Raw genomic sequence first — 25,248 nt, 5'->3', positions numbered from 1 at the left:
CTACTTCCGGTTGAGGTGGGCGAGACCGGGGTGTACGGCGGTGTACCCGTCCAGCAGACGGCGGGCGACGGTGACGGAGTCGACCAGGGGATGCAGGGCGAAGGCCCGCACGGCGGCGGAGCGGGACCCGCTCTCCGCGGCCGTCATGACCTCCCGTTCGACGGCCTTCACGGCGGTGACCAGACCGGTGGCGTGGCCCGGCAGCGGGTCGACGGCGTACGGATGGGCGCCGTCGGCGTCCACGAGGCAGGGCACCTCGATCACGGCGTCCGCGTCGAGCACGGAAAGGGTCGTGCGGTTGCGGACGTTGAGGATCAGCGTGGCGCGCTCGTCACGGGCGACCGCGCGCATGACTGCCAGCGCGACCTGCTCGTACCCGCCCGACTCCGCGTCCCCGTCGGCGCGCTCGCCCGCGCCGGACGCCTCGCGGTTGCCGGCCATGTACGTCGCCTCGCGTTCGGCGAGGGCGGACTCCCAGCGCCTCAGGGACGGTTCGGCGTAGAAGCCCGCCTGCTGGTCGCGGAGGTAGGCCCCGCGGGTGCGTTCCGCCTGCCGGTACGCGCGCACGGTCTCGCGGTTGAAGTAGTAGTAGTGCAGGTACTCGTTGGGGATCGCGCCGAGAGAGCGCAGCCATTCCGCGCCGAACAGCCTGCCCTCCTCCAGGGAGCCGAGCGCCTCGGAGTCGTCGAGAAGACGCGGAAGTTCGTCCCGGCCGGCCACCCGCAGTCCGCGCAGCCAGCCCAGGTGGTTGAGGCCGACGTAGTCCATCCCCACCCGGCCGGGGTCGGCGCCCAGCGCCCGGGCCACGCGCCGGCCGAGCCCGACCGGTGAGTCGCAGATCCCGATGACGCGGTCGCCGAGCACCCGGGACATGGCCTCGGTGACGAGCCCCGCGGGGTTGGTGAAGTTGATGACCCAGGCGTCGGGCGCGAGCGCGGCGATCCTGCGGGCGATGTCCGTGGCGACCGGCACGGTCCGCAGCCCGAACGCGATGCCGCCGGCGCCGACCGTCTCCTGGCCCAGCACGCCCTCGGCGAGTGCCACCCGTTCGTCCGCCGCCCGCCCCTCCAGCCCGCCGACGCGGATCGCGGAGAACACGAAGTCGGTTCCGCGCAGCGCCTCGTCGAGGTCGGTCGTGACCGCGACGGCGGGCGCGTCCGGCACTCCGGCGGACTGTTCGGCGAGGACCGCGGCGACGGCGCGGAGCCGGGATCCGTCGAGGTCGTGGAGGGTGACCCGGGTGATCCGGCCCTCCTCGCGGTCGCCGAGGAGCGCGCCGTACACCAGCGGCACGCGGAAGCCTCCGCCGCCCAGAATCGTCAGCCTCATCCCGTGACCTTCCTCGTGCCGTGCTCCCGCACAGCGCCGCCGTCCCTCACCGGCCCTGCCTGTCCCGTCTGCCCCAACGCTGTCACCTCGCGGGCGTTCGCGCGAGAACCGCCCGGGCGGGAACCGGGCCCCACCGGGTACCGGGTCCTGTTGGTACCTGTTGGTAAAAGTTGGATACTGTCGCTGATTCTCGGAGCGCCGTCCTGTCGGGGTCCTCCGGCGGCCTTCAGCCTCGTCGTGGGCCCCGGCCCGTCGACCGGGCGAGCATGGCCGGAAACGCTCGGTGGCCTCCTGGGCCCGCGGCTCGTCGCACGGCCTGGTCTGACCGGTAGGGCTCGCCCCTGCTCGTGTCATCGAAGGGGCGAGAGGTGGAGCCCGACCGCTCCCGACGGACGTCGACCTCAACCTGTGCCGCGGCCACGACGGCAGCGAAACCCGAGCCGCATCAGAGGAGTTCGGCTTCACCGGCGCCGTCGAGCGACCAGGCGGGATCCGTTCCACCACTCGGCGGGATGCCGTCGCGCGCCGGCGCCCCGCCCCTGCGCCAGGCCCTGGTGGATGAGGGTCGGCGACCAGCGCACGCGTTCGCGCCGCACACCGCCATTGGACGAACCTACAAATCCGCGAGGCGTCGCCGTCAACACTTTGTGCATGTCGCCAATTTTCGTGCGGCGCCATACAGGGGTTCTATTCGGACACACGACGAGACGCTGCTGCCGTCACCAGTAAGGCCTCGACGGCGTGACCGCACTGACAACCCTGATTCCGCCGACCGAACGCCGGACCAGGGATAACCAGAACTCTTCCCATCACCACCTCTTGAAGGGCAAGGCAGAGATGGCACGTTTCGCCGTTCAACTCCCGGGTCGCAAGGAGCAGAGCCCCCATCCGGTCGACGAGGTGCTCCCCGTCTCCAAGCTGGCGCTCTACGGGTTCCAGCACGTACTGGCCTTCTATGCCGGCGCTGTGATCGTCCCGATCATCGTCGGCGGTGCGCTGGGACTCAGTGCCGAGCAGCTGGTCTACCTGATCAACGCAGACCTCTTCACCTGCGGTATCGCGTCCATCATCCAGGCGTGGGGAATCGGCCGGGTCGGCGCGCGGCTGCCGCTGATCCAGGGCGTGACCTTCACCGCGGTGTCTCCGATGATCGCGATCGGCATGGGCGCGGGGGGCGGCACGGCGGCCCTGCTGGTGATCTACGGTGCCGTGATCACGGCCGGTCTGGCGACCTTCGCGTTCGCCTGGCTCCCCGCCAGGGCGTTCCGGTCGGTCATGCGGCTGTTCCCGCCGGTGGTGACCGGTACGGTGATCACGGTTCTCGGTATCGTGCTGATCCCGGTCGGCCTGAACGACGCGGCGGGCGGACTCGGCAGCCCGGACTTCGGTGACCCCAGGAACTTCGCCTATGCCGGCGGCACGATGCTCTTCATCCTCGTCCTGATGAAGGTCGGCAGGCAGTTCCTCTCCAGTATCGCGATTCTGCTCGGCCTGGTCGGCGGCACCGCCGTGGCCTTCCTGCTCGGGGACGCGCACTTCTCGGAGGTGGGCAAGGCGAACTGGGTCGGGGTCACGACGCCGTTCCACTTCGGTATGCCTCAGTTCCAGTGGCTCCCGATCCTTCTCATGCTCATCGTCATGCTGATCACCATGGTCGAGACGACGGGTGACACGTACGCGGTCGGTGACATCGTCGGCAAGGAGGTCGACAGTGAAACCGTGGCTCGTGCCCTGCGTGCCGACGGCGCGGCCACGGCGCTGGGAGGTGTTCTCAACTCCTTCCCCTATGTGGCTTTTGCGGAAAATGTCGGACTTGTTCGGATGACCAAGGTCAAGAGTCGCTTCGTCGTGGTGGCCGCCGGTGTGTTCATGATGGTTCTGGGCCTGCTTCCGAAGGCCGCCGCGGTCGTCGCCTCGGTGCCGCACGCGGTACTCGGCGGCGCGGCTACCGTGATGTTCGCGATGGTGGCCCTGGCTGGTATCCAGACGCTGGCCAAGGCCGACCTGAAGGAGGAGAAGAACGCGCTCGTCGTGGGTGTGTCCCTGGCCTTCGCGCTGCTGCCGGCCACCGTCCCGGTGCTCTTCAAGGAGCACATGGGTGCCGACCTCGCCTCTCTGCTCAACAGCGGCGTCACGCTCGGCGCGACGTCCGCGATCGTTCTGAACCTGATCTTCAACGGGCTCGCCAAGGACAAGACGCCCGCGGTAGTCGCCCCCGCCGAGACGGCCGAGGACACGGAGGGCGACACCGCCCCCGCGCCGACCGCCTGACCTCCCAAGGGGTGCCCCGGCCGGACCGCGGTCCGGCCGGGGTCACTGCCGTCCTGGTGGAAGCGCCGCACGGGCCCATTCACCCGGTGCGACACCCAGCGCGACACAATGGCCCCATGGCCCGACGTACCACCCGCTCCCCGCAATCCACCGTCACCGACGGCTCGCCCTGTCCCTGCGGTCTGCCCGCCGTGTACGGAGCCTGCTGCGGCAGGTTCCACACCGGACGGTCCACCGCCCCGACGGCGGAACTGCTGATGCGGTCCCGCTACTGCGCCTTCGTCGTCCGTGACGAGGGGTATCTGCTGCGCACCTGGCACCCCGACTACCGGCCGAGCGGCGTGGAGTTCGATCCCGCGATGCGCTGGACCGGTCTGGAGATCCGCGAGACCACCGAGGGCGGCATGTTCCACGCCACCGGCACGGTCACCTTCGTCGCCCGCTGCACCCACGGCGGGGAGCCCGGACAACTCCACGAGCGCAGCCACTTCGAACGGCACGACGGCGCCTGGGTGTATGTGAACGGCACCTTCATGGAGTGAACGCCGCGGCCGGCCGCCTGCCGGGCGCTCGTCGTCGGGCCCGGCCGCACCACCATCGGCGCGTTGACGACCGCTCACGGCAGTTCGAGGATCCCCGTGTGTGCATCGCGGGCCTGGGTGTGGGTAGTTGGCGTGAAGGAAGTCCCGGTGAGACCGATCTTGGTTGGCCAGCACACCGTCCTGGGGCCTCGCTGAGGTTCACGGAAAGATCGTCGAGCGGGTGTCGGCGCCCCCGCTACGGTCCGGTCGTGCTGGTGGAGTCCTCGACCGATGAGCATGCCGTTGTCTGGATCGACGACCTGGAGTGGAAGACGTGCGCGGTCATCCGGTCAGAGCCGACCGGCTGCGCCTGGCTGATGGTCTTTGCTCATCTCGCATGACCTGGGCGACTGCTTGCTGCCGTCACCGTGTGCCTTGTCTGCCTGTCCGGGAACGGTGGCGGTCGTTGGCGTCGAACACCGCCAAGGAGCGTGCCCCAGGCAGAAGCGCTCGCTCCAGCGGGGGCAGGAGTGTGTCTTCCAGGCCTCCCAGCGCTTCGGCGAGCTCCTCCGAGACATCCCGTGTGATCTCCTCCGCCACAGCATCTGCCGGAGCGCGGGGGCCCAGCTTGCTGACCACGGCTGCCGCACGAGCGGGGGTGAGAAGTGCCGAGGCCTGGGCCAGGAGCCAGGCGGGAACTCCGGCCGCTCCCTGCGGCGGCGGCAGATAGGGACGGGCGCCGCCGAACCGCTCGTCCTCCGCGAAAGACTCTTGCTTCACCTTGACCACAGGACGCATGCCTGTGCCTGCAGCCTTCGTCTCCGTCCATTCGCCGGCCGGCTTGAGGACGTAGCCTTCGGCAAGATTGTCTGCCAACTCGGGCAGTCCGAAGAGGGCTGGGACCCTTGTGGGGAAGTCGCACGGCAGCTCCTGGAGCTTGTTCAGCGCGCCGTGCCCCAGAACGGGAGGACAGTTGAGCCCTGCAGCAGCCGCGATGTCACGCAGAGCACGGTCAGAGATCCAGCAGCGTCCCTCGGCTGTCTCGACCGAGGCATCGAACGGAAGCCAGTGCAGTCCCGGCGCGTACCACACACCCGTCTGTACTGGCTCGGCCCCGGCAGCGGCGCGGACATCCGGGTGTGGGTAGCTTCCACCAGCCAGCTCACCGTAGATCGTCACCACCGGGGCGTCACCCCACGCACTGTGCAGTGCGGAAGCGAAACGGGCCGCCGCTACCGACAGCGCCGGCCAAATTCTGCTCACGCCGAAGAAACCGTCCAGCGCATCGTCGCCCAACAGTTCACGCCGCTTTGCCGGATGAACCCCCGCGCCATCACACACCACCGCAAAGTGTGCTCCATGTACCTTTTCCACCGCGACCCACTCCCGGACCCCGGACACGCCAAGCCCTCCCCTTGCAGAGATCTTGGGATACGGCCGTAGTGCGGGACCCGCAGACGCAGCAGCGAACATGAGGAGGATCATCGCTTCCTGCCCGGCCCCGGGCAACCGGAATTCACCGCGGCAGCTCTGGAAGATCAACCCATGCGAGGCAGCTACAGCTGTCCTCGCAGCTCGACGGTCACCCGAAGATCCAGTGACCTTCAACTGACCTTCGTTCAAGTGGCCTTCGCTTTCCGAAGATCGCCCCGATGGGGCTCCTGAAAGCCCCCAGAGCCTTCAAAACGCCCTCCAGAAACCAGTGTCCGCCCCCGGCGGCCGCCTCGTCCTCCACGCCTTCGCCGCCCTGGCGGAGTTCATCCGCGAGCCCATCGTCATCGGTACCAACGACGGCCTGGCCGCCGCCCGCGCCCGGGTCGGCGGGCGCCGCAGCGTCGCCACCGAGGAAGTCATCCGCGCCGCCCGCGACCTGCTGCCCGACCCGGGCCGCTCCATCACCTCGATCGCCAAGCTCCTCGGCGTCTCTCCGGGCACGCTCTACAACCAATTCCCCCTCCCCGCGAGAACTGCGCGCCGGCGCAGTCCCCCGTCAGCTCGATGCTCCTGCGAGGCAAGCGAACCCCCAGCAAGATCGTTCTCACCGGGTCTCCTGTACCTCGACATGCGAGCCCACGAGTCTCACGTCCGGAGCCGCTTGGTGCCGGCGGTCAGCGGGGCCCTTCCGGCACCGCGGACTGCCGGGGGAGCACCGGTGCGGCCGGCACGGCGGCGGCCCCGGCGCTGAGCACAGTCGAGACGGTCAGCCAGGCGGCGCCGAGCACCCCGAGCTGCCCGGCGGTCGCGAGTCCGTCCTCCGGGTCAGCCCTCCTGGTCCGGGCCGTGCTCGGCCGTGTCCGGCCGGTGCCCGGGCAGTGCGGAGCCGGCCGTGGCCTCGTGGTGCAGGCGCAGGAACTCGAAATGCCTCTCGTACTGGTCGAGCATGTCGCCGATGAGTTGTTCCTCGGTGTACCCCATCACGTCGTAGCCCTGGTTGCCCTCGGCGAGCCGCACCTCGAACCTCAGGTACGTGTCGTGGGCGGAGACCGACCGGGTCGCGAACTGGGGGGTGAGCGTTTCCAGCGGCTCCAGCCCGTAGACGAACTCCTCCTTGCCGCCGATCCGGACCCGCAGCTCCAGCCGGGGAACGCCGGTCGCCTCGTCGGTCTCCTCGGCGACGGACGTCTCCGCTCCCTGGGTGCGCAGTTCATCGGCCACCTTCTCGAACGCCGGGCGGCACACCTCGTCAACGAACCTGGCGGCGGCCTGCGGGCCGGGGAACGACATCGCCCGCGCGATCCGTTGCCGCCAGGTCCGCTCGGCGTGGGGTCCGCGGTGCGTTCGTCCCGACAGCGACCCGGGCAGAGTGGCGATCAGCGCGTCGTCACGCATGCGTTCGAGGCGGAGTGCCTTGTACAGGCCGGCCATGATGAGGAACATCACGAACGAGAACGGCAGCCCCATGACGATGGTCGCGCTGGTGAGTGCCTCCACGCCGCCGACGAGGAGCATGGCCAGGGTCAGCAGTCCCGTCGCGCCGGCCCAGAAGACCCGCAGCCAGGGAGCCGAGTCGCTCACCGGGGTGGGCAGGTGCGAGCAGAGGTTGCCCATCACCAGCGCGCCGGAGTCCGCCGAGGTGACGTAGAGCAGCAGCCCGACGACGGTGGCGAGTCCGGCGCTGAACGCCGCCCCCGGGTACTGCGCGAGCAGCCCGTAGAAGCCTTGCTCGGGGAATTCCATGGCCGTCTCGCCGAACCGGACGTTGCCGCTGCGGATCACCTGCAGCGCGCTGTTGCCGAAGACGGAGAGGAAGATGAGCGTGAAGACGAACGGGATGACCAGGGTCGCCAGCACGAACTGGCGGAGCGAGCGGCCGCGGGAGATCCTCGCCAGGAACAGCCCGACGAAGGGCGCCCACGCGACCCACCAGGCCCAGAAGAAGAGCGTCCAGGCGTTGAGCCAGTCCTTCGGCGGGTCGTAGCCGAAGGTGTTCAGGGTCATCGAGGGGAAGCGGCTGACGTAGTCGCCGATGTTGAGGATGAGCTGGTTGAGCAGCGGGACGGGGCCGCTGACGATCAGCATGTAGAGCAGCAGTACGAGGGCGAGCACGACGTTGAGCTCGGAGAGCCGCCGGATGCCGCGGTCGACTCCCGCCGCCGCGGACACCGTGGCCATGATCACCGCGATGACGATCAGACCGATCTGCGCGGCGATCCCCTCGGGTACGTCGAAGAGGAAGCTGAGGCCGAAGTTCAGCTGCACCACCCCGATTCCGAGCGACACCGAGATGCCGAACACCGTGCCGATGATGGCCGCGAGGTCCACGGCGTCACCGATCCGGCCGTGGATGCGTCGGCCGATGATGGGGTAGAGCGCCGAGCGGATGGCGAGGGGCAGCCGGTAGCGGAAGGCGAAGTACCCCAGCGCCATGCCCATCAGCGCGTACATCGCCCACCCGGTGATGCCGTAGTGGAACAGCGTCCACACCACGGCCTGACGGGCCGCCTCCACGGTCTGCCCCTCGCCCTCCGGCGGCGCGAGGTAGTGGCTGACGGGCCCTGAGACGGCGAAGAACATCAGGTCGATCCCGATGCCGGCCGCGAAGAGCATGGCCCCCCAGGCGAACAGGCCGAAGTCGGGCGTGGAGTGCTTCGGCCCCAGTTTGATGTTGCCGTAGCGGGAGGCGCCGATGAACACCACGAAGGCCAGGTACAGGGTGGCGGCGAGGAAGTAGTACCAGCCGAAACCGGTGGAGATCCAGTCGACCACGACACCGATGACCTGCTGGGCGCCCCCCGGGGTGATGATCGCCCAGATCGAGATCGCGAGGATCAGCCCGGAGGAGCCGAAGAAGACGACAGGTTTGATCCGGGTCTCTCCGGGCGCGGCGTTCGCCGGTGCCGCCCCCTCCTCGTCGGCGCTGTCGCCGCCCGTTCCCTTGGTCGCCACGGTCCCGTCCTTCCTGTTCCGCAGGGCTGCCGACCCCGCACGGTCGGGCGGGCGCAGGAGTGCGGCAGGTCACGCTGTGGTCCAGGCTCCCCTTCTCCGTCCCACCTGCCCGGCACCGACACGGTTCCGATCCGCATCGGTTGTCCCCGGGCCGCTGCGTTCCCGGCTAGCGCGGTCCGCCCGGACGCACCACCAGGCCCGGGTTGTAGGCGGCCAGGATCTTGTTGGACCGGGCCAGCGCGGCCAGGGCGTGCTCGCGGTCCACCTGGTCCTCGGCGCAGAGCGGTCCCCGGAACCGCATGGCCTCGCGCGCCGCGCACTCGGCGTCGATCTCCGCCTGCAGCACACCGAGCGGCATGCAGGATCCGATCAGGGCGGCCACACCGTCGGGGATCGGGACGGGGACGAGGTTGGACGCGGTCACGTGGAGTCCTTTGCTGATGTTGCTCCGGGGTCGCCGGGCATGGGTGGTGTTCTCCTCTATACGTACCTGATGCGCTTCACGGTTCGTCAGCCGGGACGTCTCTGTGCGGAAACCGTTCGGTCGCGATCGTTGATTTGCCCTTACTCCGGAGTAAGTTGCCCCGGGCGGAGTCCGTCCGCGAACTCCGCCTCGCCGCGGGCGAGTTCACCGGAGGAGCGCGGGACGCTGAGGCCGTCGCCCGAGGTCAGGCGGCACGCGGTCGCGGACGTGTACGCCGTGGAGGCCGAGGCGCCGTACCACTGACCCGCGTGCCGGGGCCGGTGCCCGACCAGGGCCCGCCCGGGGCCGCGAGTGCCCCGCCTTCCGGCGGGGCGCGGACGCGCGCTCCGGAAGGAAGCCGAGGTCCGCGGTTCATCCGGACGGTGGCGCCGACAGCACCTCCGAGAGGTCGTAGCGCACCGGCTCCTCCAGCTGCGCGTACGTACAGCTCTCCGGAGTCCGGTCGGGCCGCCACCGCCGGAACTGCACCGTGTGCCGGAACCGGTCGCCCTCCATGTGGTCGTACGCGACCTCCACCACCCGCTCGGGCCGCAGCGCCACCCAGGACAGGTCCTTCCTGCCCGACCAGCGACTCGGCGCACCGGGCAGCCGGGCCGACTCGTGCGCCTCCTCCTCCGCCCAGCGCGCCCAGGGGTGCTCCGACACGTCCGCCAGGCGCAGCGGCTCCAGCTCCGCCACCAGCTCCTCGCGGCGCTTCATGGAGAACGCGGCGCAGACGCCCACGTGCTGCAGGGCGCCCCCGGCGTCGTGCAGACCGAGCAGCAGCGAGCCGACGACCGGTCCGCTCTTGTGGAAGCGGTAGCCGGCAACGACCACGTCCGCGGTCCGCTCGTGCTTGACCTTGTACATCAGCCGGGCGTCGGGTCGGTACGGAAGGTCCAGCGGCTTGGCGATCACCCCGTCGAGCCCGGCCCCCTCGTACTGCTCGAACCACCGCTCCGCGACGGCGGTGTCCGTCGTCGCGGGCGCGATGTGCACCGGTTCGCGTGCCCCTGCCAGCGCCTCGACGAGCCGCGCGCGCCGCTCCGCGAGCGGCGTGTCGAGCAGTGCCTCGTCGCCGAGGGCCAGGAGGTCGAAGACCACGAAACTGGCCGGGGTGCGCTCGGCGAGCATCCGCACCCGGGAGTCCGCCGGATGGATGCGCTCGGTGAGCCGGTCGAAGTCGAGCCGTCCCTCGCGGGCGATCACGATCTCGCCGTCGACGACGCAGCGCTCCGGCAGATTGCCGCGCAGGGCCGTGACCAGCTCGGGGAAGTAGCGGGTCAGCGGCTTCCCGGTGCGGCTTCCGATCACGACCTCGTCGCCGTCCCGGTGGACGATCGCACGGAAACCATCCCACTTGGCCTCGTACTGCATACCGGGCGGGATCTTCGCCACGGACTTGGCGAGCATCGGTTTCACGGGAGGCATCACCGGCAGATCCATAGCGTGATTGTCCGGTATGCACGGAATCCTGGCACGGCCTACGCTGACGGGCATGGCCGGATCGGTGGAGGTGGAAGTGGGAGGGCGGACCGTCCGTGTGTCCAACCCGGACAAGGTGTACTTCCCCGAACGGGGCTACACCAAGATGGACATGGTCCAGTACTACCTCGCCGTCGGTGACGGCATCACCCGTGCGCTGCGGGACCGGCCCACCACCTTGGAGCGTTACCCCGACGGGGTGACCGGCGAGTCGTTCTTCCAGAAGCGCGCCCCGAGGTACCTCCCCGACTGGATCCCCACCGCCCACATCACGTTCCCCAGCGGCCGGTCGGCCGACGAGATGTGCCCGACCGAGCCCGCCGCCGTGGCCTGGGCCGCCAACCTCGGGGCCGTCACCTTCCATCCGTGGCCGGTCCGCCGCGACGACACCGACCACCCCGACGAACTGCGCATCGATCTCGACCCGCAGCCCGGCACCGACTACGCCGACGCCGTCCGTGCCGCCCACGAACTGCGGGACGTCCTCGACGGGGCCGGGCTGCGCGGCTGGCCCAAGACGTCCGGCGGACGCGGACTCCATGTGTTCGTCCCCATCGAACCGCGCTGGACGTTCACCCAGGTCCGGCGAGCCGCCATCGCCTGCGGGCGGCAGCTGGAACGCAGGATGCCGGACCAGGTCACCATCAAGTGGTGGAAGGAGGAGCGCGGCGCGCGGATCTTCGTCGACTACAACCAGACCGCCCGGGACCGCACCATCGCCTCCGCCTACTCCGTGCGGCCCCGCCCCCACGCCCCGGTCTCCGCGCCACTGCGCTGGGAGGAGATCGACGACGCGGTCCCCGAGGACTTCGACATCGTGACGATGCGGACGCGCTACGCCGAGGCCGGCGACGTCCACGCCGACATGGACGACCGGCGCTTCGGCCTGGAGGCGCTGCTGGAGCTGGCCCGCCGTGACGAGGCGGAGCACGGCCTGGGCGATCTGCCGTACCCGCCGGAGTACCCGAAGATGCCCGGTGAGCCGAAGCGGGTCCAGCCGAGCCGCGCGAAGAAGGACGCCCCGGCCGGCCCCGCCGCGAAGCCTGCCGGGCGCGCGCCCGTGAAGGCGCGGGGCGACTCCGCGGAGGGGACGCGGGGGGAGTCGGGACCGGGCGGGTCGGCGGCGCCGGGCGACGGCTGATCCGGCGCGTCGGACCGCCCGCAGCACGAGCGTGCCCCACCGCCCGTTGGGGCGCGGTGGGGCACCACGGCCGCGGGGCCGGGTTCGTCTACAGCTCCTTGATGCGGATGTTGCGGTACGAGATCACATCGGCGGTTCCGTGCACCTGGAGGCCGATGTAGCCCTGGGCGTAGCGCCGCCCGTCCGTGCCCGGGTCGTCGCCGCGCGGCGGGACGAACTCCTGGCCGCCGCTGTTCTCGAACTCGTTGATCAGGACACCGTTGCGGTGGACCGAGTAGTGCTGGCCCTCCACCCGGATCTCGTAGTCGTTCCAGGTGCCCTTCGGGGTGACCCCGGCCCCGCCGAGACCGACGCGGTCGAAGCCGTAGACGGAACCGGTCTTGTACATGTCGCCGTCGGGCCGGTCCAGGACCTGCACCTCATGGCCGTACTTGATGGCCACCCACTCCGGCCGCGGCTCCTCCGGGTTGTCGTGCAGGTAGGGGAAGCGCACGAACACACCGCTGTTGGCGTTGCCGGTCCCCGGGGCGTCGTCCCGCCACTGGAGCTTCAGCGAGAAGTCGCCGTACTGCCGCTGCGGGAACCACAGCATGCCCAGGCCGCCCCTGGTGGTGCCGCTGGTCATGGACCCGTCGACGTTGAGGCCGAACGAACCGCCGCCCACGTGCTGCCACTTGGCGAACGAGGCGGCCGTGCCGTCGAACAGGTCGCGGTAGCCGCTGGTCTGTCCCGGCTTGCCGATGCCGGACTGCTTGGCCGCCCTGTAGATCTTCTTGTGCTCGCGCAGGTCGATCACGCCGTCGGCCAGCAACTGGTCCAGCACCTTGTCGACGTGCTTGAGGAACAGGGCGTGGGAGCTCCAGTCCTTCTCGTCCTCGATCAGCTCGTTGACCGTGCAACGGGAGCGGGTGACCCGGTTCGGCACCCCCGTGTCGACGGTGCCGACGATCACGGTCAGCCGCTCGTCGTACTCCGGGCAGTTCGGGGCGGGGACGCCACCGCTCTCCGCGACCGTGAAGGACTCCTTCCGCGCCTCGGAGGTGTTGCCGGCCCTGTCGGTGGCCCGGTACTGCACGGTGTGGAACCCGACCCGATCGACGATCACGGGCGCGGTGTAGGCCAGATACGGGCCCGCGTCGAGCGAGTACTCGATGCGCTCCACGCCCGAGTCGGTGTCGGCCGCCGCCACCGTCACCGTGGCGCTGGTGATGTACGCGCCGTCCGAGTTCCTGGTGCCGGTCACCGTGGCCGAGGTCTCCGGCGGGGTCCTGTCCTGCGTCGGCGGGGCGACGACGGTGAAGTCGACGGCCTTGTCGGCGGCGGTGTTGCCGGCTTTGTCGGTGGCGCGGTAGCGGACCCTGTGGGTGCCGGTCTCGTGGACCATCACGGGTGCGGTGTAGGGCTGCCAGGCCCCGTCCGCCCCCAGCGCGTACTCGATGGTGTTGACCCCGGAACCCGTGTCGGAGGCGGTCACGGTGACCGTCGCCGTGCCCAGGTACTCGCCCTGCTCGTTCTTCTCGCCGGTCACCGTGGCCGAGGTCTCCGGCGGGGTCTCGTCGTGCGTCGGCGGGGCGACGACGGTGAAGTCGACGGCCTTGTCGGCGGCGGTGTTGCCGGCTTTGTCGGTGGCGCGGTAGCGGACCCTGTGGGTGCCGGTCTCGTGGACCATCACGGGTGCGGTGTAGGGCTGCCAGGCCCCGTCCGCCCCCAGCGCGTACTCGATGGTGTTGACCCCGGAACCCGTGTCGGAGGCGGTCACGGTGACCGTCGCCGTGCCCAGGTACTCGCCCTGCTCGTTCTTCTCGCCGGTCACCGTGGCCGAGGTCTCCGGCGGGGTCTCGTCCTGCGTCGGCGGGGCGACGACGGTGAAGTCGACGGCCTTGTCGGCGGCGGTGTTGCCGGCTTTGTCGGTGGCGCGGTAGCGGACCCTGTGGGTGCCGGTCTCGTGGACCATCACGGGTGCGGTGTAGGGCTGCCAGGCCCCGTCCGCCCCCAGCGCGTACTCGATCCTGTCCACACCCGAACCCGCGTCGGTCGCCGCCACGGTCACCGTGGCGTGGCCGATGTAGGCGCCGTCGGCGTTCTTCTCGCCCTCGACCTTCGCCGAGGTCTCGGGCGCCGTCGTGTCCTCACCGCCCGGGTCGGTCACCGTGAGGATGCCCTGCATCTGGCCGTGGCCGGGGATCGTGCAGTGGAAGCGGTACCGGCCCGGCGTCAGCGTGACCTCGACCGAGTGCTTCCCGCCCTGGTCGTCGCTGGGGTTTGCCAGGATGTTCAGCGGGACGTCGTTGTTGTACTCGGGATCGGACACGTCGAAGGACAGCGTGTGCGGCATCCCGGTGGTGTTGCCGGTCGCCGAGCTGTTCTCGAAGACGATCGTCGTCGGGCCCGCCACCGCGGTCGTCGGGAACGACAGATAGCGGTCGATCGGGTCGCCCGCGGTCCAGGTGAGCGTCTGGGCCGCGGTCGTGTCCGTCTCCCGTTCGCCCGCCCGGCCGTACGCCACGGTCGAGGTCAGCCCGAGCACCATCGCCAGCGCGCCCAGCAGCGCCGTCCACAGCCGGAGCTGTCCCTGCCACAGGAGTCTCAACTCTGTGCCGCCTTCCGCGCGAGCTGATCGGCGGCCGGGGTCGGCCCGCCGCCCTTGTAGGTCACGCGCCACAGCGCGGACCTGGAGTCGGAGGTGAAGAAGCCGCGCCCGTAGTCGAGGACGTACAGCGACCCGTCCGGGGCGAACTTCCAGTCCATGAGGTTGCGGATGCCGTCCGTGCCGACCGGGACGATCTTCTTCAGGGACTCGGCGTGCACGGGCAGTCCGCCCTTGCCGACGGTCTTCGGGTCGGTCAGCACCGCGTGCCGCGGCTGGTCGCCGTCGTAGAAGTCGCCCACGAACCACTTGCCGTCCCAGTAGGCGGGCCAGCGCACGGCCGGGTCGCCCTTCGTGTCGTCGAAGCGGTACACCGGGCCGTTCATCGTCGCCTGGCCGCCGCCCTTCAGCCACGGAAGCAGCAGCTTCTGCTCCTCCACCTTGTAGCTGGGCACTCCGGCCGCGTCGCGCGGGTAGTCCGGGCCGCCGCCCTGCGGCGAGTACCAGATCGTGTTCGGCGTCACCGGCGGCAGGTTCACCAGGCCGTCGTTGTTCGGCGACTCGTTCCTCGGTCCGGAGCAGTCGTACCAGCCGAGCGGCCGGCTCGGGTCGGGCAGATTGCGGTCCCGGTAGGGCTGGTTGTTGCCCATGCAGAACGGCCAGCCGTGGTTGCCCGCCCTGGTGATCGCGGCGAAGGTGTCGTACTTCGCCGGGCCCCACGTCGTCGACGGCGAACCGGCGTCCGGCCCGACCCAGCCCGCGTACAGGATGTCGGTCGTCCTGTCGACGAAGATCCGCGCCGGGTTGCGCACACCCATCACGTAGATCTCGCCCCGGGTCCTCCCACCGCCCTCGTCCTGCTCCGCACCGGTGAAGAGGTTGCCCTCGGGGAGGGTGTACGTGCCGTCGTCCTCGGGGTGGATCCGAAGGATCTTGCCGTTGAGGTTGTTGGTGTTGCCCGCGGTGCGCCGCGCGTCCGCGAACGACACCCCCCTGAAGTTCGGCTGGGGGTTGTTGCCCGAGTAACCGGAGCTGAAGCCGGACGAGTTGTTGTCACCGGTGGCGATGTAGAGGTTGCCCTTGGAGTCGAAGGCCATCCCGCCGCCCGCGTGGCAGCAGCTGTGGATCTGCACCGGCCACTTCAGCAGCACCTTCTCGCTCGCCGTGTCCAGCTTGTTGGTGGCGAGGTCGAAGGTGAAGCGGGAGACGTACCGCTCCGCCATGTGCGTGTCGCGGTTGATCCGCGAGTGCGGTGTGTAGTGCAGATACACCCAGCCGTTGGTCTGGAATTCCGGGTCGAGCTCGATGCCGAGGAGCCCCTCCTCGTTCTTGGTCAGCTCGTCGCCGCCGCCCTTGTTGCCGAAGACCGTGACCGCGCCCGCGAGGGTCACCTTCTCCGTCTTCGGGTCGTAGACGTGGATCTCGCCCTTGCCCTTGCCGATGTCGGGGTTGCTCCAGTCGGTCACGACCGGCCGGGACGAGTCGGCCCCGCCGCGCCCGATGTACAGGATCCGCCCGTCGGGGGCCGCGACCAGGCCGTGCGGCTCGCCGATCTGGTCGTTCCGGCCGGGCTGGTTGGGCTGGGTCACCCGCTGCGCCGTGTAGTTGGCGGAGATGGTGGCCTTGCAGTCCGCCTGCGAGGTGCGGGAGGTCCAGGCCAGCGCGCCGCGCAGATGGTCCCTGAAGTCCGTCTCGGCGAACGAGTCGGCCGTCCCGCCCATACCGGTGTAGAAAGAGCGGCCGCCGTCGTAGTCCCGGCACCAGGACACGGGGTGGTCCCAGCCGTTGGCGCCCTGGCCCGGCTGGTAGGTGCTCTCCTTGACCCGGGCCACGGTGTGGACCGAACCGGAGGGGTTCGCCGCCCAGTTGAGCCACTTGTCGGGCCGCTTCCAGTTCAGTGGAAGGCTCTTGGTCGCCGGGTGGAGCCGATCGCCGACCTCGACGGCGGCGCGCTGGACGGCGGCAGGCGAGGTCGTGGGCCGGGCGCCCACGAGACCGGTGAACCAGTCCGAGTACGGCTCGGTGCGGGCGGCGTCGTGGATGCCGACGAAACCGCCGCCCGCCTCCATGTACGCCTCCAGGCCGGCCTCCTGCTCGGGGTCGAGCACGTCCCCGCCGCCGGTCAGGAAGACCACGGTGTTGTACCGGCCGAGCTTCCTGGCGTTGGTGAAGACGGACGCGTCGTCGGTGGCCTCGGTGCGGAACCTGCCCGCAGCCGGTCCCGTCAGCCCGATCTGCTCGACGGCCGCGATCCCGGCGTCGACGGTCGGCGACTCCTGGCCCGCCGAGGCGTGGAAGACGAGCACCCGCACGTCCGCGCCACCCGGTGGGGACGGCAGGGACAACGTTGTCGCCCCGGAGGGCAGGGGATCCGGCGTGGGCTTCGCCGTCGCGGCGGTCCCGCCCAGCAGCGACGCGGCCATCGTCCCGGCCAGCAGTGCCGCCGCCGTCCCGCGCCGCGTTCTCGACCGGTGATGTGGTGCGCGGTGCATGTGGTCACCCACCCCTCATTGGTCACAGCAACAGCCGTGAAGCTAGACCTCTTTCGGCGAGCCGCCAATAGGTACGGCCGCAATCCGACGAACTTTGTCCTGGGTGTGGAGAAACAAGGGTCGGCCGACTACCGTGTGCCCGGCCCGACCCGATTTTCCCTACGGCACTGGGGAGTTCACATGGACCGACGGAGCTTCAACCGGCGCGTGCTGGCGGGTGGCGCGGTTGCGGCAACCGGTGTGACATCGTTGTCCGTTGCTGCGGCTTCCGCCGCGCCCTCCGTGGAAGGGGCACCGAGGACCGCCTCGGGCGGAGGTGGGGTACGCCATCTCAGGCTGTACGCCGAGAAACTGCCGGACGGCCGGATGGGGTACGGCCTGGAGAAGGGCGAGGCGACCGTCCCCGGTCCGATGATCGAGCTCGTCGAGGGGGACACCCTGCACATCGAGTTCGAGAACACCATGGACGTGCCGGCCGGCCTCCATGTCCACGGCGTGGACTACGACATCGCCAGCGATGGCACCCGGACGAGCAGGAGCCACGTCGAACCGGGCGCCACCCGCACCTACACCTGGCGCACCCACGCCCCGGGCAGACGCAAGGACGGCACCTGGCGAGCGGGCAGTGCGGGCTACTGGCACTACCACGACCATGTGGTGGGCACGGACCACGGCACCGGCGGCATCCGCAAGGGGCTGTACGGGCCGGTCGTGGTGCGCAGGAAGGGCGACCTGCTGCCGGACAAGCAGTTCACGATCGTCTTCAACGACATGACGATCAACAACAGGCCGGGACACCAGAGCCCGGACTTCCGGGCGACCGTGGGCGATCGGGTCGAGATCGTGATGATCACGCACGGCGAGTACTACCACACCTTCCACATGCACGGTCACCGCTGGGCGGACAACAGGACCGGTCTGCTGACCGGTCCCGACGACCCGTCCCGGATCGTGGACAACAAGATCACCGGACCTGCGGACTCCTTCGGATTCCAGATCGTCGCGGGTGAGGGCGTGGGTGCGGGCGCGTGGATGTACCACTGCCATGTGCAGAGCCACTCGGACATGGGGATGGCGGGACTGTTCCTGGTGGCCAAGCCGGACGGCACGATCCCCGGGTACGAGCCGCACCACCCGGCGGCCCCGGCGCCACCCGGCGGGGTGACCGGGGCGAAGGGCGCTTCGGGTTCCAAGGGCGAGGTGGGGGCGTCGGCGGAGCACACGCACTGAACGGCCGAGCGCGCCGACTGCGCGACCGCCGGTCCGGCAAGTCCGCGGCTCCAAGGGGCGGTCCAGCGGGTTGCCCTTCAACGACCCGGTGCGGTCGCGGGGTTCGTCCGAAGGGCCGTGGGGGCGCACGAACGCGGTGAAGCGGGACCGGGCTTCCGGCCGGCGGGCTCTCAGCGCGACGTACTCGGGAACGGCTTCGAGCGGAACGGGTTCGCGCGCAACGGCGTCGTACGGAAGGCGGGCCGGACGGGCGGTACGGCGGGGCGGGCCCCGAGGTCGGCCCGCGCGGGGAATGCGGACGAGGCTCCCGCGCGGGCGTCGCGGACCCGCGCGGCCCGTGGGCCGCGCGGGTACCGCGCGTTCACCGAGTCCGGGCGGGCCCCGACGGGCGCGGCCACGGGCTCTGACGTGGCGGCGAGGGTTCCCGTCCCGCCGGCGCCGGTCGCGGATCGCTCAGCGGCCGTAGCTCGCCCGGCACATGGCGACGAAGGACGGGTCCGCCACGCCGTCCGAGGCCCGACACAGGTCCCCCATGTCGTAGTGCGTCCGCACCCGGGGCGGTCGTACATCCCTGTGCTTCGTGTGCTTGCGCGGCGAACGGGCCTCCTCTGCACGGCCCTTGTCGCCCTGCCGGCCGCGCGCCGGCTTCTCCGGTACCGCCGCACGACGCTCCCGCCCCTGCGGCGCGTCCGCCCCGCCCGGCGCGCGCGCCTCGGCCCGCCGGCCGTCGTCCGCCTCATGGCCGCTCGAAGGCCGTGGCCGCGGTGACTCCTCCGGTCCGGTGGAGGCGAGTTCGGCATGGGTCGGCGCCTGTTCGGCCGCGCGCTCCGGGGAGAGGGACGCGGGCGAGGGGGCGCCGGCCGGCGCGAGGCCGGGCGGCGGGGGCGGCGGCGTCCCGGGCACGGAGACACAGCCGGTCGCGACGAGACCGGTCGCGGCGAGGAGTACGGCGAGGGTGAGGGGCCTGGTGCGGGGGTGCATCCGTCCACCCTGCCGCAACGTACGGCCGCTGAGCGGCGGCCACACGCGCCGACCACCGGCACGAGTGATCGCACGGGACGGAGGGCGACGCCGCAGGACGGCGGATCAACCACGGCGGGATGCCCGAGCACCGCTTCGTCCTGGCGGCGCGACAGTATCTCGCCGATCCCGGCAGTTCGCACGGCGGCGTCCACCCCGTCTCCCCGTGCGCCCACGGGGAGACGGCGCCACCCGGGCGACCGCCACGGAAGGGGTGCTGCTCCCGGAAGGGACGGTGGCCCGGGTGGCCGCCCCGGGTGCGGGGGATCGGGAGCGGGCGCACACTCGGTGGGGTCGGCAGCACAGCCACGAGGGACGAGGCACGACGACGGGTCCCGTCGCCGAGGCCCGGGAGGGTCGCGCGACGTTCCGCGGCGGGTCCGCCCCGGCCGCCCACGAAGGAGCGACGCCCCATGCTCACCACCCGCTATCTCACCGGCTCCCCGAACTGGCTCGACGTCGGCAGCCCCGACCTCGGGGGCGCGGCGTCGTTCTACGGCGACCTCTTCGGCTGGACGCTCCGTTCCCCGGGGCCCGAGGCCGGCGGCTACGGCCTGCTCGAACTCGACGGGAGGACCGCGGCGGGCGTCATGACCGTGCCCCCGGAGCGGGTCGCGCCCGGCTGGACCCTCTATTTCCAGTCACCCAGCGCCGACGACACCGCCGAACGGGTGGCGGACGGCGGCGGCACCGTCACCCACGAACCGGCGGACGTGTGGGACCTCGGCCGCACGGCCCACTTCACCGACCCGGCGGGCGTCGGCTTCGCCACCTGGCAGCCGGGCACCAACAAGGGACTCGACGTCGTGAACGAGACCGGCTCGCTGTGCTGGGCCGAGCTCTGCACCCGGGACCCGGGCGCGGCCCTCGAGTTCTACCGCTCCGTCTTCGGCTGGGACGAGTTCGCCGTGCCCGTCCCCGGTGGTGACACGTACCTCACCGTGAACCCGGCCGGCGCGGGCGAGGACGCGATGTTCGCCGGCCTCGTCCCTCTGGAGACCGACCCGGTGGAGGCGACGGGCGGACCGTACTGGCTGCCGTACTTCGAGGTCACCGACACCGACGCGACGGCTGCGGAGGCGGAGGAACTCGGCGGTACGGTCCGCACCCCGCCGGTCGACCTCGAGGACATCGGCCGCATCGCGAAACTCGCGGACCCGTACGGAGCCCGCTTCGCGGTGATCGAGACCGCGGTGAAGAGCGCGGGCGCGGCGAACGCCGCGTGAACGTGCCGCCGTCGGCCCCAGGAGGCCGGAGTTGGCCGAAACGCGGACGTTGAGCGTTCATTGACATGCCGTTTATCACCACGGGGCAGCCTGTCGACCATGCCCATGAACAGCACCACACCCGCCCCCGGCCAGGCACTCTCCTGGCAGAAGACCGCCCTCTGCGCCCAGGTCGGCCCCGAGTTCTTCTTCCCGGCCCCCGGCTCCTCCACCCGTGAGGCGAAGCAGCTGTGCGGCGCCTGCGAAGGCCGCGTGGCGTGCCTGGAGTACGCACTCGCCAACGACGAGCGCTTCGGTGTCTGGGGCGGTCTCTCGGAGAAGGAGCGCGGAAGGCTGCGGCGCTCCGGGATCCAGCGCCACGGGTAGCGGTCGCGGCGGGCGGGCGAGCCGTCCGGAACGCCGGGGCCGTGCGCGACGGACGGTGACGGAGCGCCTTGGCGGCTCGGGCCACGGCGTCGGCGGAGCCGTACGCCTCCCGGGTGAGTGGAAATCAGGGTGCTGACGCTGACCGGCGCTGGCTACGATCACCTGCGCATGAAGCAGAGATACGCGACGACGCCGGGGCCGACCCCGGCCGCGTCGGACGGTGTGGTCACGGACGAGGAACTGGCGGCTCTCGGGCGCCTGGTGGAGCGGCTGCGCGGCCTTCCGCTGGAGGACCCGGCGCGGATGCGCGGCGAGGAGATCGCCGCCGACTTCGCCCGGGAGAGCCGCAACCGGCGCCGCAAGGCCCGCCGGAAGGCACGTTCCGAGGCCGACGCCCTGCTCACCGCCGCCACCGCGACCGGCGCCCCCGACCGGCGTGCGGACGCCGCGCTGGAGTCGCGCAGCGGCACGGTGGGCACGTACCTGAAGCCCCGTCACTGCTATGTCTGCAAGTCGCCGTACCGACAGGCCGACGCCTTCTACCACCGGCTCTGCCCCGTCTGCGCGAGCGACAACGCCGGTCGGCGGACGCTGCGCACCGACCTGTCCGGCCGGCGGGTCCTGCTCACCGGCGGCAGGGTGAAGATCGGCTTCCAACTGGCCATGATGATGCTGCGGGACGGCGCGCAGGTGCTGGTCACCACTCGCTTCCCGCACGACGCCCTGCGCCGCTTCCACGCCGTGCCGGGCAGCGGGGAGTGGATCGACCGGCTCACCGTCGTCGCGATCGACCTGCGCGACCCGCGCCAGGTCCTCGGACTGTGCGACCGGCTGCGGGCCGACCGCGAACCGCTCGACATACTCGTCAACAACGCCGCGCAGACGATACGCAGGCCGCCTGAGTCGTACGCGCTGCTCGCGTCCGGTGAGGGCGGCGAGCGTCCGGCGGGAGTGCTGACCGCTCCCGGGTACGCGCCGGCGGCTGTCACCGCCGGCCGATCCGCCCCGCTCGACCTCGTGCTCGCCGGCGCCGACGAGGCCGGGCTGCTGCCCGACCTGTCGGCCGCCAACTCCTGGTCCGCGCGCATCGGCGAGCTCGACCCGGCCGAACTCCTGGAGGTGCAGCTCGTCAACGCCGTCGCACCGGCGCTCCTGTGCGACCGGCTGCTTCCGCTGCTGCTCGCCTCGCCGCGCCCGCGCCGCTATGTCGTCAACGTGTCCGCCGTCGAGGGGCGGTTCGCCGTGCGCAACAAGACCGGCGGCCACCCCCACACCAACATGGCGAAGGCGGCGCTCAACATGCTGACCCGTACGAGTGCGCGCGAACTCGCTGCGCAGGGGGTGCACATGTGCAGCGTGGACACGGGATGGATCACCGACGAGAACCCGGCCCCGCGGAAGGCGCGGATCGCCGCGGCCGGTACCCGCACGCCGCTCGACATCGTGGACGGTGCGGCACGTGTGTACGACCCGATCGTGCGGGGCGAGGCGGGCGCGCCGGTGTCCGGGGTCTTCCTCAAGGACTACCGGGTGGCCGACTGGTGACGTCGGGCGCGGCCGGGATGCGGAACCACTCCCCGTACATCCGCCACTCCAACGGCGCGGCCAGCGCCATGTTCCCGTTGCGCAGGAATACCCGCTGCGCCGTGTCGATGCGCGAGGTGTCGCGCGTACCGGGACCGGTCCGGGCCCGCATGGCAGAACGGCTCTCGTCGAGGAAGACGTTCAGGTACCTCCTCTCCGCGCCGCCCTCCGCGGCCGTCCTGGCCTTCTCCATGGCCGCCTGGCGGATGCCGTAGAAGCCGTCGGGCTCGAGGCCCGGGCCGTGCAGCAGCATCGCGTCGTAGTAGATGAACTGGCCGAGCGTGCCGAGGCCGTCCATCTTGGCGAGCCGGACGGCGGGGTCGAAGTAGATCCGGTCGCGGGCGGCGTCCTGCGCGGCGCGGAAGGCCGGCTTCCCGGCCTCCGCGACCCAGGCGTCGGTGAAGCCGGGGTCCAGCCCCTCGTGCGAGTCGGTGCCGTCGACCTCCCTGAGGGCGGGGAGGTAGGGGGCCAGTCCGTTGTCAGGGTGTTCGGCGGTGTACGCCTGGACCAGCTGCAGCATGTCGTTGGTGCCGGAGCAGAAACCGATGATCCCGGCGGTGTAGCCGTTGCCGTCGCCGAGGTCCTCGATGGCGTCGTACTGGCCGCGCCAGTTCAGGGTGGAGTGCTCTGCGGTGGACACCAGCCGCGCGGCGATCTCCTTCTTGGCGGGAGCCGCGAGTCCCGCGGGCATCTTCGCGATCCTGGCCTCCAGCGCCCGCTGCTCGGACGCCGTGCCCGACTTGAGCGGGTTCTGTGCGGGGGCCGTCGTCTTCTGCGCCTCCCGCGGCCGGTCGGCGAGCGGTATCTCGTCCTCGCTGCCGACGCCGAGGATCATGGATACGGCGACGGCCACGGGGGCGGCTATGAGGATGATTCGGGTCGCGGGCTTCACGTCGCACAGATTACGGGGCGCCCCTCGTCCGCCCGACGTCCGTCCCCGCCGAACACGGCGGCCGGACCGCACGGCCCGACCCGTCCTCGTCCCGGACGGGCGGGTCCGTGCGCCGCGACCGCCCCCGTCGCGGAACGCGGCGGGGGCGGTCGGAGGTTCCTCGCGGGCGCCGGCGGGTCGCCCGGGTCAGCCCTTCGCGCGGGCCGCCAGCCGGGCCTTGCGGGCCGCGAGCTTCTCGTCGAACTTGGCGGCCTCGGTGTCCAGCCCGCCCATGTACAGTCCCAGTTCCTCCTGCGCCTTCACGCCCTCGGGGCCGAGCCCGTCGATGTCCATCACCTTCAGGAAGCGGAGCACCGGCTGCAGCACGTCGTCGTGGTGGATCCGCAGGTTGTAGATCTCACCGATCGCCATCTGCGCCGCCGCGCGCTCGAATCCCGGTATCCCGTGCCCGGGCATGCGGAAGTTCACCACGACGTCCCGCACGGCCTGCATGGTCAGGTCCGGCGCGATCTCGAAGGCCGCGCCGAGCAGGTTGCGGTAGAAGACCATGTGGAGGTTCTCGTCGTTGGCGATGCGCGCCAGCATCCGGTCGCAGACGGGGTCGCCCGACTGGTGGCCCGTGTTGCGGTGCGAGATGCGGGTGGCGAGTTCCTGGAAGGCCACGTACGCGACCGAGTGCAGCATGGAGTGGCGGTTGTCGGACTCGAAGCCCTCCGACATGTGTGCCATGCGGAACTGCTCCAGCTTGTCCGGGTCGACGGCGCGCGAGGTCAGCAGGTAGTCGCGCATCACGATGCCGTGCCGGCCCTCCTCCGCGGTCCAGCGGTGCACCCAGGTGCCCCAGGCGCCGTCGCGGCCGAAGAGCGTCGCGATCTCGTGGTGGTAGCTGGGCAGGTTGTCCTCGGTCAGCAGGTTGACGACGAGGGCGGTCTTCCCGACGTCGGTGACCTTGGACTGGCCGGGCTCCCATGCCTCGCCGTCCTCGAAGAGGCCGGGGAAGTTCCGGCCGTCCGACCACGGCACGTACTCGTGGGGCATCCAGTCCTTGGCGACCTTCAGGTGGCGGTTGAGCTCCTTCTCCACAACCTCCTCCAGCGCGTACAGCAGCCGGGCGTCGGTCCACACTTCCGAACTGCCGAGGTGGGGAGAGGTGATCGTCACGGGGGCTCCTGGGGACGGGTGAGGGAGGGACGTCATCGGGCGGAACGCACGACGCCGACGGCAAGGCGCTGGCCGGATCACGGCATGCGTCTTACCTACGGCCTCGTAGGTTACGAGACCGTAGGTTAAAGGCGCAGTAAGCCATCGGCCAAGCGCGCGGTCGTGATGTCCCCTTGCGCTCCGTTATGTGTGCAGGTCCCGGAGTCGTACGGAGAGACACGTCACGCAGCCCTCGAGCTTCTCGAACTCGCTGATGTCCACTGGAACCGGCTCATATCCGAGATCGGCGAACAGCTCCGCCGTCTTGGGGGCGCTCGCCGACATCAGCAGTTTTGCGCCACCGAGCAGCACCACATGAGCCCCGGCCTCCTCGGGTACGGGCAGGAACCCCGGGAACAGCGACGGCTGCTCGACCAGCGGCTCGTAGCCGATCACGGTCCCGTCGGGCAGGGCGGTCACCGCCGACTTCAGATGGAGCACCCGCGACACGGGCACGGCGACGACGCGCGCCCCCAGCGGCTCGAAGGCCGCGCGGAGCTGCTGCACGCCGGCCGCGTTGGTCCGCCCGCCGCGCCCCACGTAGACGGTGTCGCCGATCTTCAGCACATCGCCCCCGTCGAGCGTGCCCGGCTCCCACACCCAGTTCACCGAGCAGCCGAGCCTCGCCACGGCCTCCTCCACCCCGGCCGTCTCCGGGCGGCGGGTCTCGGCCCCGGAGCGGGCGATGAGGGCGACGTTGCGGAACATCACCACGGTGTCCTCGATGAAGACCCCGTCCGGGCAGTCGTCGGCGGGCTCGGCCTCGATCGTCTCCCAGCCGTGCGTACGCAGGGCCTCGCCGTACGCCTTCCACTGGGAGAGCGCCGCCCGGGGGTCGACGGTACGGCGCTCGATGTGAGTGACCAGGCCGTCCGCCACGCGGGGGCTCGGGCGTCGGATCAGTGCTCTTCTGCTCGGCACGGGCTCTCCAGGGACCGAATTGGGGGGTGGCAGGGCCATCATGAGCCCCACCTGCCCGATTCCGTCCCCTCCCACACGGCACGTCGGCCCGCACCGCACCGCGCCCCGGCCCGCACCGCGCCCCGGCCCGCACC

20 protein-coding genes are annotated in these 25,248 nt (G+C 70.9%); 9 read left to right on the top strand and 11 right to left on the bottom strand.

Annotated elements, in window-relative coordinates:
- Complete coding sequence (locus tag QMZ92_RS22080) at positions 1 to 1,329, bottom strand: 6-phospho-beta-glucosidase (protein WP_283299125.1); 1,329 nt, start codon at positions 1,327 to 1,329, stop codon at positions 1 to 3.
- 819 nt (positions 1,330 to 2,148) lie between these two features.
- Between QMZ92_RS22080 and QMZ92_RS22075 the strand changes: the two genes are divergently transcribed.
- The 3 genes from QMZ92_RS22075 to QMZ92_RS22065 all read left to right on the top strand — a co-directional run bounded on the left by QMZ92_RS22075 (position 2,149) and on the right by QMZ92_RS22065 (position 4,522).
- Positions 2,149 to 3,600 carry a nucleobase:cation symporter-2 family protein gene (locus QMZ92_RS22075; protein WP_349307749.1) on the top strand — a complete coding sequence of 484 codons (1,452 nt, stop codon included), beginning with the start codon at positions 2,149 to 2,151 and terminating at the stop codon, positions 3,598 to 3,600.
- 116 nt (positions 3,601 to 3,716) lie between these two features.
- Positions 3,717 to 4,142 carry a YchJ family protein gene (locus QMZ92_RS22070; RefSeq protein ID WP_283299124.1) on the top strand — a complete coding sequence of 142 codons (426 nt, stop codon included), beginning with the start codon at positions 3,717 to 3,719 and terminating at the stop codon, positions 4,140 to 4,142.
- 248 nt (positions 4,143 to 4,390) lie between these two features.
- Positions 4,391 to 4,522 carry a hypothetical protein gene (locus QMZ92_RS22065; RefSeq protein ID WP_283299123.1) on the top strand — a complete coding sequence of 44 codons (132 nt, stop codon included), beginning with the start codon at positions 4,391 to 4,393 and terminating at the stop codon, positions 4,520 to 4,522.
- Positions 4,523 to 4,544: 22 nt separating this feature from the next.
- On the opposite strand, the gene QMZ92_RS22060 is transcribed toward QMZ92_RS22065, so the two are convergent.
- Complete coding sequence (locus QMZ92_RS22060; RefSeq protein ID WP_283299175.1) at positions 4,545 to 5,594, bottom strand: RNA ligase family protein; 1,050 nt, start codon at positions 5,592 to 5,594, stop codon at positions 4,545 to 4,547.
- Between the two features lie 229 nt (positions 5,595 to 5,823).
- Here QMZ92_RS22060 and QMZ92_RS36080 point away from each other — a divergent pair, with 229 nt between their 5' ends.
- Positions 5,824 to 6,306, top strand: a complete 483-nt coding sequence (locus QMZ92_RS36080) for a hypothetical protein (protein ID WP_349307748.1) — start codon at positions 5,824 to 5,826, stop codon at positions 6,304 to 6,306.
- A 74-nt stretch (positions 6,307 to 6,380) separates the two neighbouring features.
- Here QMZ92_RS36080 and betT read toward each other — a convergent pair whose 3' ends face one another.
- The 3 genes from betT to QMZ92_RS22040 form a co-directional block, all read right to left on the bottom strand.
- The gene (gene betT / locus QMZ92_RS22050; RefSeq protein ID WP_283299122.1) at positions 6,381 to 8,507 is read right to left on the bottom strand and encodes a choline BCCT transporter BetT; all 2,127 of its coding nucleotides are present in this window, start codon (positions 8,505 to 8,507) and stop codon (positions 6,381 to 6,383) included.
- A gap of 166 nt (positions 8,508 to 8,673) precedes the next feature.
- Positions 8,674 to 8,931 (bottom strand): hypothetical protein, encoded by a 258-nt coding sequence (locus QMZ92_RS22045; protein WP_283299121.1) that lies wholly within the window; start codon positions 8,929 to 8,931, stop codon positions 8,674 to 8,676.
- 411 nt (positions 8,932 to 9,342) lie between these two features.
- Positions 9,343 to 10,416, bottom strand: coding sequence for an ATP-dependent DNA ligase (locus tag QMZ92_RS22040; protein WP_283299120.1), 1,074 nt, complete (start codon positions 10,414 to 10,416; stop codon positions 9,343 to 9,345).
- Between the two features lie 52 nt (positions 10,417 to 10,468).
- On the opposite strand from QMZ92_RS22040, the gene ligD reads away from it, so the two are divergent.
- Complete coding sequence (gene ligD, locus QMZ92_RS22035; RefSeq protein WP_283299119.1) at positions 10,469 to 11,596, top strand: non-homologous end-joining DNA ligase; 1,128 nt, start codon at positions 10,469 to 10,471, stop codon at positions 11,594 to 11,596.
- A gap of 88 nt (positions 11,597 to 11,684) precedes the next feature.
- Here ligD and QMZ92_RS22030 read toward each other — a convergent pair whose 3' ends face one another.
- Positions 11,685 to 14,126 carry an OmpL47-type beta-barrel domain-containing protein gene (locus tag QMZ92_RS22030; protein ID WP_502962110.1) on the bottom strand — a complete coding sequence of 814 codons (2,442 nt, stop codon included), beginning with the start codon at positions 14,124 to 14,126 and terminating at the stop codon, positions 11,685 to 11,687.
- A 56-nt stretch (positions 14,127 to 14,182) separates the two neighbouring features.
- Positions 14,183 to 16,675 (bottom strand): ThuA domain-containing protein, encoded by a 2,493-nt coding sequence (locus QMZ92_RS22025; protein ID WP_283299117.1) that lies wholly within the window; start codon positions 16,673 to 16,675, stop codon positions 14,183 to 14,185.
- Positions 16,676 to 16,855: 180 nt separating this feature from the next.
- Between QMZ92_RS22025 and QMZ92_RS22020 the strand changes: the two genes are divergently transcribed.
- Complete coding sequence (locus QMZ92_RS22020) at positions 16,856 to 17,905, top strand: multicopper oxidase domain-containing protein (protein ID WP_283299116.1); 1,050 nt, start codon at positions 16,856 to 16,858, stop codon at positions 17,903 to 17,905.
- Between the two features lie 453 nt (positions 17,906 to 18,358).
- Here the strand turns inward: QMZ92_RS22020 and QMZ92_RS22015 are convergent, their stop codons facing one another.
- Positions 18,359 to 18,886: a hypothetical protein gene (locus QMZ92_RS22015; RefSeq protein ID WP_283299115.1), complete on the bottom strand. Its 528-nt coding sequence runs from the start codon at positions 18,884 to 18,886 to the stop codon at positions 18,359 to 18,361.
- Positions 18,887 to 19,338: 452 nt separating this feature from the next.
- On the opposite strand from QMZ92_RS22015, the gene QMZ92_RS22010 reads away from it, so the two are divergent.
- The 3 genes from QMZ92_RS22010 to QMZ92_RS22000 all read left to right on the top strand — a co-directional run bounded on the left by QMZ92_RS22010 (position 19,339) and on the right by QMZ92_RS22000 (position 22,062).
- A complete protein-coding gene (locus QMZ92_RS22010; protein ID WP_283299114.1) occupies positions 19,339 to 20,151 on the top strand; it encodes a VOC family protein in 813 nt (270 codons plus the stop codon).
- A gap of 99 nt (positions 20,152 to 20,250) precedes the next feature.
- Complete coding sequence (locus QMZ92_RS22005; protein ID WP_283299113.1) at positions 20,251 to 20,517, top strand: WhiB family transcriptional regulator; 267 nt, start codon at positions 20,251 to 20,253, stop codon at positions 20,515 to 20,517.
- Between the two features lie 168 nt (positions 20,518 to 20,685).
- Positions 20,686 to 22,062: an SDR family NAD(P)-dependent oxidoreductase gene (locus QMZ92_RS22000; RefSeq protein WP_283299112.1), complete on the top strand. Its 1,377-nt coding sequence runs from the start codon at positions 20,686 to 20,688 to the stop codon at positions 22,060 to 22,062.
- Here the strand turns inward: QMZ92_RS22000 and QMZ92_RS21995 are convergent.
- The 3 genes from QMZ92_RS21995 to ddaH form a co-directional block, all read right to left on the bottom strand.
- The gene (locus QMZ92_RS21995) at positions 22,034 to 22,936 is read right to left on the bottom strand and encodes a chitosanase (RefSeq protein WP_283299174.1); all 903 of its coding nucleotides are present in this window, start codon (positions 22,934 to 22,936) and stop codon (positions 22,034 to 22,036) included. The two genes, QMZ92_RS22000 and QMZ92_RS21995, sit on opposite strands and share 29 nt — an antisense overlap.
- A gap of 243 nt (positions 22,937 to 23,179) precedes the next feature.
- The gene (locus QMZ92_RS21990) at positions 23,180 to 24,154 is read right to left on the bottom strand and encodes an acyl-ACP desaturase (protein ID WP_283299111.1); all 975 of its coding nucleotides are present in this window, start codon (positions 24,152 to 24,154) and stop codon (positions 23,180 to 23,182) included.
- A 183-nt stretch (positions 24,155 to 24,337) separates the two neighbouring features.
- A complete protein-coding gene (gene ddaH / locus QMZ92_RS21985; protein WP_283299110.1) occupies positions 24,338 to 25,114 on the bottom strand; it encodes a dimethylargininase in 777 nt (258 codons plus the stop codon).
- Positions 25,115 to 25,248 lie beyond the last annotated feature (134 nt).

Source organism: Streptomyces sp. HNM0645 (assembly GCF_030056615.1).
GTDB classification, from domain to species: Bacteria; Actinomycetota; Actinomycetes; order Streptomycetales; family Streptomycetaceae; genus Streptomyces; species Streptomyces marianii.
Note: the sequence above shows the minus strand (reverse complement) of the source record. Positions and strands in the feature narration are given on the sequence as shown.

Excerpts from the sequence above, each read along its gene's own strand:
- QMZ92_RS22040 (WP_283299120.1), bottom strand. The coding sequence starts at position 10,416 with ATGGATCTGCCGGTGATGCCTCCCGTGAAACCGATGCTCGCCAAGTCC.
- QMZ92_RS22060 (WP_283299175.1), bottom strand. The coding sequence starts at position 5,594 with ATGTTCGCTGCTGCGTCTGCGGGTCCCGCACTACGGCCGTATCCCAAG.
- QMZ92_RS22025 (WP_283299117.1), bottom strand. The coding sequence starts at position 16,675 with ATGCACCGCGCACCACATCACCGGTCGAGAACGCGGCGCGGGACGGCG.
- QMZ92_RS22015 (WP_283299115.1), bottom strand. The coding sequence starts at position 18,886 with ATGCACCCCCGCACCAGGCCCCTCACCCTCGCCGTACTCCTCGCCGCG.
- ligD (WP_283299119.1), top strand. The coding sequence starts at position 10,469 with ATGGCCGGATCGGTGGAGGTGGAAGTGGGAGGGCGGACCGTCCGTGTG.
- QMZ92_RS22020 (WP_283299116.1), top strand. The coding sequence starts at position 16,856 with ATGGACCGACGGAGCTTCAACCGGCGCGTGCTGGCGGGTGGCGCGGTT.
- QMZ92_RS22030 (WP_502962110.1), bottom strand. The coding sequence starts at position 14,126 with ATGGTGCTCGGGCTGACCTCGACCGTGGCGTACGGCCGGGCGGGCGAA.
- QMZ92_RS22005 (WP_283299113.1), top strand. The coding sequence starts at position 20,251 with ATGCCCATGAACAGCACCACACCCGCCCCCGGCCAGGCACTCTCCTGG.
- QMZ92_RS22010 (WP_283299114.1), top strand. The coding sequence starts at position 19,339 with ATGCTCACCACCCGCTATCTCACCGGCTCCCCGAACTGGCTCGACGTC.
- QMZ92_RS22000 (WP_283299112.1), top strand. The coding sequence starts at position 20,686 with ATGAAGCAGAGATACGCGACGACGCCGGGGCCGACCCCGGCCGCGTCG.
- QMZ92_RS21995 (WP_283299174.1), bottom strand. The coding sequence starts at position 22,936 with ATGATCCTCGGCGTCGGCAGCGAGGACGAGATACCGCTCGCCGACCGG.
- QMZ92_RS22070 (WP_283299124.1), top strand. The coding sequence starts at position 3,717 with ATGGCCCGACGTACCACCCGCTCCCCGCAATCCACCGTCACCGACGGC.
- QMZ92_RS22080 (WP_283299125.1), bottom strand. The coding sequence starts at position 1,329 with ATGAGGCTGACGATTCTGGGCGGCGGAGGCTTCCGCGTGCCGCTGGTG.